Below are 14,529 nucleotides of genomic sequence, written 5' to 3' on the forward strand. Positions count from 1 at the left end.
TTGTAAACCAAAAACCCCCCAAAAATAAAGCACAACAATTTGGGCAGAGAACAAACCCTAAAACCCCCCCCCACCCCCCCCCCCCACACCCCCCCCCCCCCCCCCCCCCGCGCCCCCCCCCCCCCCCCCCGCCCGGTTGACCTCAACCGCGGTTGAGAATGCACGATGTCCTGGACCCCCATGATTTCCCGACCTGGGCAGGACGTTCATGAAGCTTGAGATCTACGCCGATGTGCTGTGTCCCTGGTGCTACATCGGCAAAAGACGCCTGTCCCGCGCGCTGGCCGGGCACCCCGCCCGCGACGGCGTCGAGGTGATCTGGCGCGGCCACGAACTCGCGCCCGAGGAAGGCCGGACCCCGGGCCCGACCGCCGCCGAGGCCATGGCGGGCTGGTGGGGCGAGCAGGCCCCCGCCCGCGTCGCCCACATCCGGGCGCTGGGCGCGGCGGAGGGCCTGGAGCTGAACCTGCACCTGGCCCGCCCGGTGAACACCTTCGACGCCCACCGGCTGGTCAAGCTGGCCGCCGACCACGGCCGGGCCGACGAGGTGATGGAGGCTCTGCTGTACGCCTACCACACCGAAGGGCTCAACGTGGCCGACGAGCAGGTCCTGCGACGCCTGGGCGGCGCGGCCGGCCTGGACGACGACGAGGTGTCCGCCGTCCTGGCCGGTGACGTGTACGCCGACCAGGTGCGCGCCGACCGCCGCCGCGGGGCCGAGCACGGCGTCACCGGCGTGCCCAGCCTGGTGATCGACGGGCGCCCGCCGGTCTCCGGGGTCCAGCCGGTCGCCGACCTGCGACGACTGCTCGACTCGACCGGCTGACGCCGTCCCTGCCCTCAGCGACTGGGTTCCATGGCCGGTTCGTTCTCCTTGTGGCGATTCGCCCAGAGGAAGACCAGCGCGCCGGCGAACAGCACGATCGAGGTCCACTGGTTGATCCGCAGGCCGAGCAGGGTCACCGCGTGGTCCACCCCGCCGACCGGGTCGATCCGCAGGCCCTCGATCCAGAACCGTCCCGTGGTGTAACCGGCGACGTAGAGGGCGAACAGCCGTCCGTGGGTCAGCTTCAGCCGCCGGCCGGCCAGGATCAGGGCGAAGCCCAGAGCCACGTCCCACAGGGATTCGTACAGGAACGTCGGGTGGTAGAGCATGCCGGGCTGCCCGCCGTGCGCCTGGTCGATCTCCAGGCCCCACGGCAGGGTGGTCGGGCTGCCGTACAGCTCCTGGTTGAACCAGTTGCCCCAGCGGGCGATGGCCTGCCCGAACGCGATGCCAGGCGCGATCGTGTCGGCCACGGCGCCGAGGGGCAGCCCCCGCCGGCGGCAGGCCAGCCACACGCCGACGCCGCCCAGGGCGACCGCGCCCCAAATGCCGAGCCCGCCCTCCCAGACGAACAACGCCTGGTACGGCTCCTTGATCGCACGCGGGCCGAAGTAGGTCTGCCAGTCGACGGCGACGTGGTAAAGGCGGCCGCCGATCAGCCCGAAGATCACCGCGGGCATCGCGATGTCGCCGATCGCGCCCCGCTCGCCGCCCCGGGCGCGCCAGCGGCGCTCGCTCAGCCAGATGCCGAACCCGATGGCGACGATGAAGCACAACGCGTAGGCCCGGATCGGGACGAATCCGAGATACCAGACTCCTTGGGAAGGGCTGGGAATCGAGGCGAGGGGCATGGCGGTGAGGCTAGCCAACGCAAAGCCGCCCGGCGGGCATCGTGACCTGATCGCGAGACTCCGGCCGAATTCGTGATCCGATCGCCTCGACGTCCGCGGCGGCCAGAACCATCTGCCTCGTCGGACCGTGAGGCCGGCGCCAGGGTGTGGCGAAGAATTCGTGTCACGATTAAGCCTGTTCGCCTGGCTGGCCTCGCTCACCGCCGCCGCGTATCCCACCTGGGACATGCACCAGGCCGAGGGCGGGGCCTCCGCCGTTCTCGGCTGTATCGGCATGCCCCTCTGGTTCCGCTTCGAGCTCATCGACCTGGTCTCGCCTCCGCTCCCACCCGTTCGGCCCTCCAATGGGGGGTGCCCGCGATCATCGTCCTCACCGGGCTGCTCGCGTCGGTCGGGACCGGCAACGGGGGCGTGATCGGCCGCCGCGTGGCCGGGCTGCTCACCCTGCTCGCGGTCGCGGGGCCGCTCACCCCGTTGTACATGTCCGACGACGGATGCTCGATGATCCCCGTCCTCAGCAACAGATGGTTCGCGAGCGTGCTGAACGCCTACGGACCGTACGAATCGGCCCTTCCGCTCTCCGCGCTGCTGGTCCTGCTGGCCACCAGGACCGGTGGGCATCCCGCTCCCGGCGGGTTCACCGGTCGCCGGGCGGCGGCCTTCGCGATCGACTACCTGTTCCTCGTGACCTTCCTGGCCGCCTTCGAGCCCGGGCTGAGCCGCCTGGACTTCGGGCTGCTGAACTGGCTCCGCCTCGACGAGCCGACACCCCTGCTCGCCGTCGTGGTCATGTTCCTGTACGTCCTGCCCGGGCGGACGTTCGGTAAGCAGTTGATGCGCCTCCGCGTCGTCTCCGACGTCACGGGGCACTGGCCGGGCGGCCGCGGGGCCGCCGTCCGGGCACTCGTGTTCCCCGTGCTCGTCTGTCTGCCGGAGTTCGGGCTGATCGTCCTGCTGGTGGACGGTCTGTGGGCGGTGTGCGATCCGGCCGCCCGCACCCTGCGCGACCGCCTGGCGGGCACCAGGGTCGCCCTCGATCTCGTCCGAATGAATGAATCTACACTGTAAAGGCGTCGGGTCGTATCAAGCACCGTCCGGCGCGTCTCCAGGACAGGGCAGGGCACCCGAGCAGGGTGCGGGCACCAGGAGGAGAAGCCCCATGCCGATCGACTACACGTTCGTGAGACTGCAGGGACTGCGACTGCCGCAGCCCCTGAACGCCGACGTCGCCGCGTCCATGGTCAAGACGAGCGGCCTCGCCTCGACGGACGTCACCTTCCCGGACGGCGCCCTGACCGAACCGGAACGGCACGCCCTGACGTGGCTGCTCGCCGCGTACGCCCCACAGCCGTACAGCAAGCAGACCAATCACCAGATCATGCCCCTCACGGCCACCACCGTCGGACAGGTGATCCTCACCTACGGCGACAACGGCCACGCGACCGCGACCCTGGCCGGGCGCGGCATGCCGGCCGGTGTCGAGCCGCCGAGCCGCGATCCGGCCCAGTTGAAGCAGTCGCTCAAGGACACCTACGGCCTCGCCGCGATCACCGGCGTCTGGACCGCCGAACAGCTGGTCAGGCTGCACGACGCGCTGCGGCTCGTCCCCGTCGCCGACCGTCCGGCGCTGCAGGGCGTCGAGATCCAGCGAGTGGGGACGCTCACGGGCCCGGACGGTCACAACAAGGGCAGGTTCTCCTACGAAAGAGGCCCGTGGACCGGGTCGCTCGGCACGCTCAAGCTGGCGGACGCGATCTTCCAGGAGGACGAGATCGGCTTCTACGGCGGTGTCACCTCGCGCGCCTGCCCGCCGAGCGTGCGCGACATCCTGCACGAGGTCGGTCACGCCGTGGAGAGCGCCCCGTGCCGGACCGACTCCCGGAACAACGCGGCCTGGGCCGTCGAGAGCACCGGCGGGCAGCGGTACCGCTCGCCCGAACGCGTCCCGCAGGATTTGGTGACGGAGGCCGTCCAGCTCCGCACGGACAACGACGCGCTGAACCGGCTCGGCACCCAGCTCCCGAACTCCGCCGCCACGGCCGAGTACAACGCCCTGTGCGATGCGATCGAGAAGGTCCAGGAGTGGATCGTGGACGGTGAGAAGGGGACGTACCAGCAGGAGGACGCGCTCGTCCGGTTCAAGAACGACGTGACGAGCAAGGTGACCCAGGCGACCTGGCGGAGCTTCCGGGAGGAGGTCGTCCGGTGGTGCGACGCGCAGATCCTGGAGGTCCGCTGGCGGGCGAAGTACAAGACGCCGCAGGGGCGCGACATCACGCCGTGCCTGCGGAACTTCGTCACGTTCGTGAGCAAGGAGAACGTGGGCACGGACCTCACCCCGTACTCGCGGACGTCGTACGGGGAGCTGTTCGCGGAGGCGTACGCGTTCTGGATCGTCGATCCGGGTGCCGTGGAGAAGCACGATCCGCGGCTTCGTGCCTTCTTCGACGATTCCCGATACCGCCGCGGAGACTGACTCCGCCCGCCGCCGGCCTCCTTCCTCGACCTGGGACGACCCGGCGGACTCGCAGCCGCCGGCCGCGCCGATGCCTGTCTGCCCGTGACGTTTACCCGTGGCAAGGGCGCCGCCGAGCGACCAGCGGCGGGCGACCGAGATCCTCACCCGACAAGGACGCTCACCGTCGAGCAACGCGCGGTCTTCTCGAAGGGGGCGGCACCAGCCCCCTTCGAAAAGACCGCGTAGCCATGGAGGGGCGCCGCGCCGGCAGGGACACTTCCTCCACCCGCGGTTCGTCGTGTCGCGCCAGGTGCCGCGTTCGCGGCGGACCTTCGCGAGGGACGCGCATGGGGACACTGACATCATGGGGATCATTTCCCGAAATATCACCCACTCGGAGACAAAAGCTGTGCGTATCGCGCTCGCCGGGCTCGCCACCAGCCATCCGTACACCGACGCCCGCACCCTGACCCGCCACGCCGAGCTGGCCGTCTGGGAGCCGGACCCCGATCGGTTGCGCCGCTTCACCGACGAGCACCCCGACGCGAAGGTGGCGAACGACCTCGACGAGCTCCTGGCGGCCGAGCCCGACGGAGTCGTGCTGACAGTGCCCAACCCGCAGGTGCCCGCCGTCCTCGAACGCGTGCTGGAGACCGGCGCGCCCTGTTTCGTCAACAAGCCCGCCGCCGCGACGAGGGAGCAGCTCGACGCCCTGCGCCGATTGCCGGTGCACGAGCGGGTGATGTCGGGTTCCGTACTGCGCTTCGCACCCGCCTTCGCCGCGCTCCGCCCCGACACGCAGGACGTGCTGTCGGTACGCGCGACGATCCGGCACGACGTGGGCCAGTGGGCCGACGGCTACAACGCCTGGCAGGACACGCCCGGCGAGGGCGGCGGCACGATGGTGACCATAGGCATCCACGGCGTGGAGTTGCTGGTCGCCCTGCTGGGCCCGGACGTCCGCCTGGTGGGTGCCGCCGGAACCAGAAGGCACTACCGGACGTTGCGCTCGGAGGACACCGGCGTGCTGGCGCTGCAGTGGGCGAACGGGATCGTCGGCACGGTCGAGATCCTGGGAGTGTCGGAGGACGACGCGTACACGGTGACGCTGCACAGGCGGCACGGCAGCGAGTCAGTGGTGATCCAAGGCGGCCCCGACCCGGCCCAGACCCTCGGGTACACCGGCACGATCGAGGCATTCCTCAACATGGTGCACGGCGGCCCCAACCCAGTGCCATGGGCCCAAACCCTGGCAATCCTGGAAATCCTGGTCTCCGCGCGCGAACACACCACCACCAACTGACCCCCGCCCAACAGCCCCGCCCCAGAGCGACGCGACAGCCAAGGCCACACCCCCGGCTGAGAACGGGTGCGGTGGCTGTAGCAAGGCCATCCGGCTCAAGGCGATGCGACAGCCGAGGTAACGCCACCGGCTGGGAGCTGCGCGGCCAGCCGAGGCGACGTCGGCGCGGCGTACGTCACCGCCGCAGCGGCTCCGCGCCGCCGCCCCTACACAAGCCGCGAGGACGGACGGCGGGAGAGGCGGTGGTGTGTCACCCACGCCGAGGAGCGCCCGCACCCCACCCGCATCTCCACCACCGCCATCACCTAGCCCCCCGAGCAGGTCAGGCCACCGGAGCAGGATCAGCCAGCCTCCCGGACGGCCGCCGCAGCCGGCTTCCCGGACAGCCGTCCGAGCAGCCTCCCCAGCAGAATCAAACCGCCATCCCGACAACCGCCCCCAGCGGGTTCAAGCTGCCATCCCGACAGATACCCCAGCGGGTTCAGGCCGCCATCCAAACAGCCGCCAGCGGGTTCAGGCCGCCTCCCGACAGCCGCCCGGCCGGGTTCAGGGCGCCACCCAGCAGACCCCTGGGCCAGTCGAGGCGGCCACTCGGCACGAATCCGCCAGCACCGCCACGACCGCTTCCCTCCACCATCGGCTCCAGGTATCAGCAGTCCCGGAACGTCGGTACCGACACCCCCAAGACGTGGCTCTGTCGTGGTTTGTCGGCGAACACCCACCGGTTGGTGGCCAAGGCGTCGTCCGGTTCGGGGAGGGGGCCTCGGCCGTGCCGGCGGGCGAAGTCGTAGGGAGTGTGCACGGTGGCGGACCACCCCCGTGCCCTCAGCAGCCCGATGGAGTCAGGCCGCGGATTCCCGTCGAACAACGCGAGCAGATCCACGCCGATCTGCGCCTTGGCCGCCGCATAGATCGGGCCGACGCGCACCGCCGGTGTCCCCAGCCCGAGCTTGGCCTCGAAGGCCAGGACGCTGCCTTCGGCGCTCAGGACGTCGATGGTCCGCAGGAGCCGCCGTTCGACCTCCGGGTGCAGGTAGAGCAGAAGCCCCTCGGCCAGCCAGGCGGCCGGGACGGTCGGGTCGAAGCCCGCGGCCACCAGCGACCTGGCCCAGTCGTCGCCCACGTCGGCCGCGACCACCCGGCGCCGGGCCGCCGGGACGACCGGAACCGGGGGAGACGGCTCCATGGCGAGGCAGGTGAGCACGTCCTCCTTGAACGCCAGGACGCCCGCCCGGTCGATCTCGTGCACGACCTGTCCCGGCGGCCACCCGAGCCGGAAGGCCCGCGTGTCGAGCCCCGCGCCGAGCAGGACCACCTGCCGGATGCCCGCCTTGGCCGCGCGCGACAGGAAGTCGTCGAGCACCCGGGTACGCAGACCGAAGTAGCGCCCCAGCCTTCCCCAAAGGGGGTTGGCGTCACCATCGGGCACGTCCTGCGGACGGGTCGGCCAGGCGGCCGACGACGCGGCGGCGCGTACGAAGTGCTCGGCGTAGGGATCGGCGGCCAGGGAGTCGGGACGATGGGTCTCGATCGCGCGCGCGGCGGCGACCATGAGAGCGGTCAGGCCGACGCCGTGCTCGATTTCGAGCTGTCGGTTGTCCGGCACGTGCTCTCCTCTCGGGCCGTTCGACCGGCGGCTGGCACCGCGGCGGTCTCCTGTTCCGGGATCCACGAGCCGGGGGCGTCGTGGGAGGTGAGGTGGGCGCCGTAGAGGGCCGCCATGAAGCGCAGGATCTCCGCGTCGGGTAGGTAGCGGCCGGTGGTGCAGTCGGTCAGCACCGTGATGTGGAAGCCCTTCTGGAAGGCGGTGCGGGCGGTGGTGTCCACGCAGACGTCGGTGTAGAGACCGGCGAACACCAGGCGGGCGATGCCGCGCCCGCGCAGGTGCCGTTCGAAGCCCTCGCTGAGGAAGGCGTCGAAGCAGGCCCACTTGGTGAAGACCGGCTCCCCGGGCGCGGGCGCGACCTTGTGGAACTGCGCGCCCCAGGTGCCCTCCAGGCATTTGAGGGCCTTGCCCTGCTCAAGGTCGCGCCGCCGCCAGCTCGGCCCCTGATGCTCGACGTCACCGACGAACCGGACGAAGACCACGTCCATGCCGCAGGCTCGGGCCGATTCGAGGGCTTTGGCGGTGTTCGTCACGGCGGCTTCCAGGGTCGCCAGGTCACCGGCGTACCGGGCGCGGGCGGTCGGGCCGGTGCAGAAGTCGTTCTGCAGGTCGACGACGACCAGGGCCGCGCGCTCGGGGGCGCCGCGGTGCTCGTCGGCCACCGGGGCGGGTAGATGCTCGTCGGCCACCGGGGTGGGCCGGTGCTGCCCGACGGTCATGAGTCCGCCATCAGGACCGGCCGGGCCACCGGCTCCAGCGCGTCGAGCAGGGCGTCGACCACGGCGGTGGTGGAGTGTCGTCCACCGGCGTCGGGGGTGGCGATGCCGTGGTGGTCGAGCGTCGTCAGGCCGCGTTCGACCATCCGGACCGCTCCGGCGCACCCCGCGTGCCGCTCGGCGATGGCCGCCGCGGCACGGATGGTGGCCGTCGGGTTGACCCTGCCGGTGCCCGCCAGGTCGTCGGCGGAGCCGTGCACGGTCTGGTACTCGACCAGGCCGCACGCGTCGGGATGCAGGTAGACGTTCTCGGTGCAGCGGTTCTCCTGCCGCTCGGAGCCGAAGCGGTCGAGCAGCACCACGTGCATGATGTCGGCCCACTCGTTGCCCGCGATGATCACCGTGCGGGGGCGGGGGCCGCGTTCGATGAGGTTGCGGTTGACCGTGTCCGGCTGGAACAGGCCGATCTGCACGCCGTGCCGCGCGGCGCTCTCGGCCACCCACTCGTCGAGCGCCCCGTCGAGCAGGTGGAACTTGTAGGCCATGACGATCTCGTCGATGTGGCCGTCGGGCCACTCCTGCCGCGCCCGCCGCACGGCCAGGGCGATGACCTTCTCGGTGATCTCCTTGCTGAAGGTCATCGTACGGACGAGCGCGCCGGGAAGATGCACGTTCTCGCCCGTGTAGAAGCCCTGGGCCTGGTCCCTGACCATCAGCAGCGACGCCCCGGGCGCGGTGATGGCGTCGATCTTCACGGCCTGGAGGCGCTGGCGGACCAGGTAGAGCGACTGGGCGTTGATCGCCGTGCGGAAGACGGCGCGGACGCCGGAGGCCGCCATTGTGCGGCAGAACTGCGTGTAGTGGTCGGCGTCCTCGCGCGTGCTCTCGCGGATCCTCTCGGCCTCGGCACCGGCCTTCAGGGACACGTAGGAGTGATAGATCCGCTCCGAGCGCGTGAGGGCGACCTTCGCCCCGCAGACGTCGGCGATGCCGCCCAGCACCCGCTCGAAGACGTCTGCGAGCTCGGGGCCCGTTCCCAGGCCGATGGCAAGTCCGATGACTGGTTCCACTACTGCTCCCTTTTCGTCGTCGAAGGCCGGACGCATCGGCTCGTGTCGGTCGTCAGCTCGACTCGCCGAGCAGGAGGTCGCCCGCGATGTCCGCCTTCTCGGGGCTGTAGTACTCCTTGATGCCCTCGGCCCAGACCGGGACCTTGACCTGGTCGTCCTGTGACGGGCCGAACGCGTCGAAGAGGGTGTCGACGTTGCGCCGCTTGAAGCCGATGGCGGTCATGAGCGCCATGAAGTCGGTGCGGTGGATGAGGCCGTCGCCGTCGGGGTCACCCAGCTCGGCCAGCGCGTCGGCGAAGTCGGTCAGCGCGTCGTCGAAACGCTCGGGGGACAGCACGCACGCGCAGTACTCCTCGAAACTGATGCGCCCGTCCTTGTCCTGGTCCAGCTCCTCGACAAGGGTCGTCCAGTAACGGCGGAAAGCATCACTGATTGCGCTTTTGGCGGCTTCGGTGGAACGTGGGGAAGCCGCCAATACGCGGTTGGCCATACGATCGAAGTCTTCGACCTCAAGGTAACCGGTGCCGTCGGCGTCGAACAGGGTGAAGATCAGTTTTACTCGGTCGAGGGCCGCGTCTTGCATGCCTGTCACCTTTCTTCCGGGGGTACGGGTGCAGACTCTATAACGGAACCTGACCGGCGAGTGACCAGGTCCTGGGCGACCAGAGAAACGCAAAAACCATCATCTGGAATAAGTCGCCGGAAAGCCTCGTTGGGCGACAAAGGCGGAGAAGTCAGGTGATTTCTACGCCCGTCGCCCTCGAAGAGTGTCGGTAAGTTGGGGATATTTCCGGTTATGTGGGGATTTGTGACTCCCGATTCGGGGGCGCCAGCTTTTCCTATCTCGGCGGCTACTTTTTCATTGCTTGGCGTGATGGCGGGGGGAGGAGCGTCCCGATTGGGGGTAACCTTTGCGCCTTTGTGATCGTCAGGCGCCGGGACGTCGTCGTCAGCGTCGCGTCGAGGGGTTGGCACGTTCCCGCTCAGCGGACATCGTCGAGCGACCGCTTCTCGCCGAGCGGGGCCCGACGGCTCGTCCCGGGCCTCCGCGGTGGCCTCGCACGTGGTCCAGGACGAAGTCCGCGGTGCGCAGGCCGCCCGGCGCCTCGACGGGACGGGCGGCGACGTGCCGCCTCAGCCGGCTCCGAACAGCTTGGCCGCCTCCCGCCCGTGCCGCTGGTTGGCGGTGACGTACGGACGGACCTGGCGCTCGTAGGCGGCGAAGGCGGCGGCGTGGTCGCCGTCCGACTCGGCCAGCCGCGGGGCGAGCGTGCGGGCGCCGATGAGGGCCTGGGAGGTGCCCATGCCGGCGTCGGCGCGGCGCAGTGGCCGGCGTCGCCGACCAGCACGACGCGGCCCGCGGACCAGTGGTCCATCTCGACCTGGCAGGACGACGAGAACAGCGGGTCCGGCGCGGCCGACATCTTCTACGGGCGTCGCCCGGCGGCGGCACCGAGGAGGGGCCGGTCGAGGCCGAGCGACGGGCGCGGCGGGCTCTGACGGATGCCCAGGTGGTACGGCTGGTGCGGTTGGGTCGCCGGATCGAGGCGCACCGCACGCCCCTCAAGGCCGTCCCGTGCCTCGCGGCCCGCGTGAAGGAGGGGCCGACCCCTGAAGAGAACGTTCGCCGGGGGACCCCCTCAGTTTCACTTTATATCTGATCCGCGCGCCTCATGAGACCTCGGAAAGTCCTTCATACTGCCCGGTGCGAACCAACTCCGACGAAGGATGGAGCGACGGAAATTGGGCTACGTCATGGGCTTCGGGCAGATCGACTCGACGAATCTCGCGGACGTCGGCGGCAAGGGGGTGGCTCTGGGCGAGCTCGCGCGGATCGACGGCGTCCGCGTCCCGGACGGCTTCTGCGTCACGACGGACGCCTTCCAGCGGGTCGTGTCCGCGGCGCCGTCGTTCGACGCCGAACTCGACCTGCTGTCCCGGGTGGACCCGGACGACCACGCGGCGGTCCGTGCGCTGAGCGCGGACATCCGTGCCGTCATCGAGGGCGCGGCGGTGCCCGACGAACTGGTGGCGGCGATCGGGGAGGCGCTGGGCCGGCTCGGGGAGCAGGCTGCCTGCGCGGTGCGGTCCAGCGCGACGGCCGAGGACCTGCCGACCGCGTCCTTCGCCGGTCAGCAGGACTCGTACCTGAACGTCGTGGGCCTGGCGGAGGTGGTCAGGCATGTGCGGCGGTGCTGGGCCTCGCTGTTCACCGAGCGGGCGGTGGTCTACCGGCGCCGTAACGGGTTCGATCACCGCAGGGTGCGCATGGCCGTGGTCGTGCAGCGGATGGTGTTCCCGGACGCGGCGGGGATCCTGTTCACGGCCGATCCGGTGACGTCGAACCGGAAGCTCGCCGCCGTGGAGGCGGGCTGGGGGCTGGGGGAGGCGCTGGTCTCGGGCGTGGTGTCGGGGGACGTCTACACGGTCCGTGACGACCAGGTCGTGAGCGTGTCGGTGGGGTCCAAGGCGCGGTGGGTACGGGCGTCGCCCGGCGGCGGCACGGAGGAGGGGCCGGTCGAGGTCGAGCGGCGGGCGCGGCGGGCTCTGACGGATGCCCAGGTGGTTCGGCTGGTGCGGTTGGGCCGCCGGATCGAGGCGCATTTCGGCCGGCCGCAGGACATCGAGTGGTGTCTGACGGGCGAGGACTTCCACATCGTCCAGAGCCGGCCGATCACCACGCTGTTCCCGGTTCCGGTGGCCGGCGACGAGGAGAACCACGTCTACGTCTCCGTCGGCCATCAGCAGATGATGACGGACGCGATGAAGCCGCTGGGACTGTCCATGTGGCAGTTGACGACGCCGCGGCCGATGGCGGAGGCGGGCGGGCGGTTGTTCGTGGACGTGGCTCCGGTCCTGGCGACGTCGGCCGGCCGGGCGAACCTCATCGGGACCCTGGGGAAGTCCGATCCGCTCATCCGGGACGCGCTGCAGACGGTGGTGGACCGCGGTGACTTCCTGCGCCTAGTTCCGGAGGAGGAGTCCGGTGTCGCGCCCGCCGGCGCCGCGCGGGTGCCGATCGAGACCGATCCGGAGGTGGTCGCCGAGCTCGTCCGGGACGGTCAGGCGTCCGTGGCCACTCTGCGGCGCACGATCGAGGGTTTGTCCGGGCCCGCGTTGTTCGAGTTCATTCTCGCCGACATCGAGGAGCTGAGGCGGCTGCTGTTCGGTCCGCGCAGCTTCCAGGCGATCATGGCGGGGATGGAGGCGGCCTGGTGGCTGAACGATCACCTGGAGACGTGGCTGGGGGAGAAGAACGCGGCCGACGTGCTCACGCAGTCCGTCCCGGACAATGTCACGTCGGAGATGGGGCTGGCGCTCCTGGACGTGGCCGACGCGATCCGTCCGCACGCGGAGGTGGTGGCGTTCCTGCGCCGGGTGGCGGAGGAGGGCCGCGAGGGCGACGGCTTCCTGGAGGAGCTGGGCGAGCTGCCCGGCGGGCGGGAGGCGGGCGAGGCCGTCCGGGGCTACCTCGATCGGTACGGCATGCGTTGCGCGGGGGAGATCGACATCACCAGGACGCGGTGGAGCGAGCGGCCCGCCATGCTCGTGCCCGCCATTCTCGGAAATGTCAGAAACTTCGAGCCGGGGGCCGGTGAGCGGCGCTTCGAGCAGGGGCGTCAGGAGTCGCTGCGCAAGGAGCGGGAGCTGCTGACGCGCCTGCGTGCCCTGCCCGACGGGGAGAGCAAGGCCGAGGAGACCCGGCGGATGATCGAGCGGGTGCGGACTTTCGCGGGATATCGGGAGTATCCCAAGTACGGCATGGTCTGCCGCTATTTCGCGTACAAGCAGGCGTTGTTGCGGGAGGCCGACCGGCTCGTCAGGTCGGGCACGTTGCGGGACAGGGAGGACGTCTTCTTCCTGCGGTTCGAGGAGCTGCGGGAGGTCGTGCGCACGGGCGAGGCGGACGGCGAGCTCGTTCTACGAAGACGGGAGGCTTTCCGGACTTATGAGACGCTCACGCCGCCGCGGGTGCTGACGTCGGACGGCGAGGTGCTCGCCGGCCAGTACCGGAACGCGGACGCGCCGCCCGGCGCGCTGGCCGGTCTGGCGGTCTCGGCCGGGACGGTCGAGGGCCGTGCCCGGGTGGTGACGGACATGGCGCGGGCCGACCTGGAGGCGGGAGACGTCCTGGTCACGGCTTACACGGACCCGAGCTGGACCCCCTTGTTCGTGGGCATCGCCGGACTGGTGACGGAGGTGGGCGGCCTGATGACGCACGGAGCGGTGATCGCGCGTGAGTACGGGCTGCCGGCGGTGGTGGGGGTGGAGGGGGCCACCCGGCTGATCCGGGACGGGCAGCGGATCCGCGTTCACGGGACCGACGGGTACGTGGAGATCCTCGGCTGAACGACCGGCCGTCCGACCTCGACGCGGCCTCGGCGCTCCGGGGTCAGAGTGCCGGTACGCTCTCGGGCTGCCGTACGCCCCCGGCCTGTTCGGCGGGAACCTGGATGCGGGGCGGCGGTGCGGGGGCGGGGCAGCGGCCCTGGCAGTAGCCGTTGACGACGACGAGGCGGCCGCGGGCGGCCGTGTAGTCGCTGCGCTGCCGTCCGGGGAGGACCCCCTTGCAGGTGGGGCAGCAGATGGGCTGGTCGGCTGTCATCAGGGCCTTCCGACGTCGTGGATGTCGTGGCGCTGGTGCTCCGGGCCGATGGCGGTGCCGGAGCATCAGGCCGGCGCGGGTGCCGGGTGAATCTTCATCTCTTCACCGCGCGCCTCCTGCAGTATGGCGAGCGTGCGTGGCGAGCGGTGCACCGGGGCGGCGGGACGGGCTGAGGATCGTTCCTCGCGGGGTTGTTTCCTTCATCCTGCTTGGAAGGGGGTTCGCCCGTGGCGTAGGTGTTCACGCGGTCGGCTCTCCGCAGACGGTGGACGAGAGAGGCAGCAATGGAACAAGGCACCCGTGGCGAGCTCATCAGCCGGCTGGCCGAGGCGGTCAGGTCCGTCACGATCGCGCACCCGCTGCGGGTCGCCATCGACGGGCCGCCGGCCGCCGGCAAGACCACCCTGGCCGACGAGCTCGCCGTCGTCCTGCGTGCGCAGGACCGCGACGTCGTCCGCGCGTGCATCGACGACTTCCTCTTCCCCAGTGCACAGCGTTACCGGCGCGGCCGGTACTCGGCCGAAGCCTGCTACTTCGACGCCCATGACAACGCCGCGCTGTGCCGGGTCCTGCTCGATCCGCTGGGCCCGGGCGGAGACCGGAGGTTCCGGCACGCGGTCTACGACAGGGACAGCGACACTCAGTCGCTACCGCCGGCCATGACCGCCGCCGCGGACGCCGTACTGCTCTTCGACGGCGTCTTCCTCCTGCGTCCGGAACTCGTCGACCGGTGGGACCTGCGCATCTTCGTGTCCGTCCCCTTCGAGCAGACGGTGGATCGTGCCCGGGACCGAGCCGCGGCGCTGACCGGCTCCTCCGCCGACACCGCCGAGATCGAACGGTCCTGGCACAACCGGTACATCCCCTCCCAGCAGCTCTACTTCGCCACAGCCCGCCCGACCGACCACGCCGACATCATCGTGTACAACGATCAGATCCAACGGCCGGCCTGGGACGTCCGACCACACTGAGATCGGCCTGGAGGGCGCTGCGATGGCGTCCTGAGAGCCTACGATCAGCGCCCTGGGTCCGGCGTGCCTTGGACGGCCTGATGTGATGTCGAGCGGCGGTGTGTGATCCGCTCATGACCGTC

General features: G+C 70.5%; 13 protein-coding genes. 6 read left to right on the forward strand and 7 right to left on the reverse strand.

Annotated elements, in window-relative coordinates:
- Positions 1–208: 208 nt before the first annotated feature.
- Entirely contained in the window at positions 209–826 is a 618-nt protein-coding gene (locus ABZ815_RS48480) for a DsbA family oxidoreductase (RefSeq protein WP_357709008.1), read from the forward strand.
- A gap of 14 nt (positions 827–840) precedes the next feature.
- Here the strand turns inward: ABZ815_RS48480 and lgt are convergent, their stop codons facing one another.
- Positions 841–1,677: a prolipoprotein diacylglyceryl transferase gene (gene lgt, locus ABZ815_RS48485; protein ID WP_357709011.1), complete on the reverse strand. Its 837-nt coding sequence runs from the start codon at positions 1,675–1,677 to the stop codon at positions 841–843.
- 351 nt (positions 1,678–2,028) lie between these two features.
- On the opposite strand from lgt, the gene ABZ815_RS48490 reads away from it, so the two are divergent.
- The 3 genes from ABZ815_RS48490 (at position 2,029) to ABZ815_RS48500 (ending at position 5,438) form a co-directional block, all read left to right on the forward strand.
- Positions 2,029–2,745 carry an RDD family protein gene (locus ABZ815_RS48490; RefSeq protein WP_357709014.1) on the forward strand — a complete coding sequence of 239 codons (717 nt, stop codon included), beginning with the start codon at positions 2,029–2,031 and terminating at the stop codon, positions 2,743–2,745.
- 91 nt (positions 2,746–2,836) lie between these two features.
- Positions 2,837–4,153 (forward strand): hypothetical protein, encoded by a 1,317-nt coding sequence (locus ABZ815_RS48495; protein WP_357709016.1) that lies wholly within the window; start codon positions 2,837–2,839, stop codon positions 4,151–4,153.
- Positions 4,154–4,544: 391 nt separating this feature from the next.
- Complete coding sequence (locus ABZ815_RS48500; RefSeq protein WP_357709019.1) at positions 4,545–5,438, forward strand: Gfo/Idh/MocA family oxidoreductase; 894 nt, start codon at positions 4,545–4,547, stop codon at positions 5,436–5,438.
- Positions 5,439–6,087: 649 nt separating this feature from the next.
- Here the strand turns inward: ABZ815_RS48500 and ABZ815_RS48505 are convergent.
- The 5 genes from ABZ815_RS48505 to ABZ815_RS48525 all read right to left on the reverse strand — a co-directional run bounded on the left by ABZ815_RS48505 (position 6,088) and on the right by ABZ815_RS48525 (position 10,135).
- Positions 6,088–7,044 (reverse strand): SAM-dependent methyltransferase, encoded by a 957-nt coding sequence (locus ABZ815_RS48505; protein WP_357709021.1) that lies wholly within the window; start codon positions 7,042–7,044, stop codon positions 6,088–6,090.
- A complete protein-coding gene (locus ABZ815_RS48510) occupies positions 6,999–7,763 on the reverse strand; it encodes an isochorismatase family cysteine hydrolase (RefSeq protein WP_357709023.1) in 765 nt (254 codons plus the stop codon). The genes ABZ815_RS48505 and ABZ815_RS48510 overlap by 46 nt, the downstream gene beginning before the upstream one ends.
- Positions 7,760–8,830 carry an isocitrate/isopropylmalate family dehydrogenase gene (locus tag ABZ815_RS48515; protein ID WP_357709025.1) on the reverse strand — a complete coding sequence of 357 codons (1,071 nt, stop codon included), beginning with the start codon at positions 8,828–8,830 and terminating at the stop codon, positions 7,760–7,762. Before ABZ815_RS48515 ends, ABZ815_RS48510 begins: the two co-directional genes overlap by 4 nt.
- Positions 8,831–8,882: 52 nt before the next feature.
- The gene (locus ABZ815_RS48520; RefSeq protein WP_357709027.1) at positions 8,883–9,413 is read right to left on the reverse strand and encodes an EF-hand domain-containing protein; all 531 of its coding nucleotides are present in this window, start codon (positions 9,411–9,413) and stop codon (positions 8,883–8,885) included.
- Between the two features lie 551 nt (positions 9,414–9,964).
- On the reverse strand, positions 9,965–10,135 hold the full coding sequence (locus ABZ815_RS48525; RefSeq protein ID WP_357709029.1) for a hypothetical protein: 171 nt from the start codon (positions 10,133–10,135) through the stop codon (positions 9,965–9,967).
- Positions 10,136–10,573: 438 nt separating this feature from the next.
- Here ABZ815_RS48525 and rph point away from each other — a divergent pair, with 438 nt between their 5' ends.
- Complete coding sequence (gene rph / locus ABZ815_RS48530) at positions 10,574–13,180, forward strand: rifamycin-inactivating phosphotransferase (protein WP_357709031.1); 2,607 nt, start codon at positions 10,574–10,576, stop codon at positions 13,178–13,180.
- A 43-nt stretch (positions 13,181–13,223) separates the two neighbouring features.
- Here rph and ABZ815_RS48535 read toward each other — a convergent pair whose 3' ends face one another.
- The gene (locus tag ABZ815_RS48535) at positions 13,224–13,436 is read right to left on the reverse strand and encodes a hypothetical protein (RefSeq protein WP_357709033.1); all 213 of its coding nucleotides are present in this window, start codon (positions 13,434–13,436) and stop codon (positions 13,224–13,226) included.
- A gap of 284 nt (positions 13,437–13,720) precedes the next feature.
- Between ABZ815_RS48535 and ABZ815_RS48540 the strand changes: the two genes are divergently transcribed.
- Positions 13,721–14,407: a cytidylate kinase family protein gene (locus ABZ815_RS48540; RefSeq protein WP_357709036.1), complete on the forward strand. Its 687-nt coding sequence runs from the start codon at positions 13,721–13,723 to the stop codon at positions 14,405–14,407.
- Positions 14,408–14,529 lie beyond the last annotated feature (122 nt).

This window comes from Nonomuraea sp. NPDC047529 (assembly GCF_040642995.1).
Classification (GTDB): Bacteria; Actinomycetota; Actinomycetes; order Streptosporangiales; family Streptosporangiaceae; genus Nonomuraea.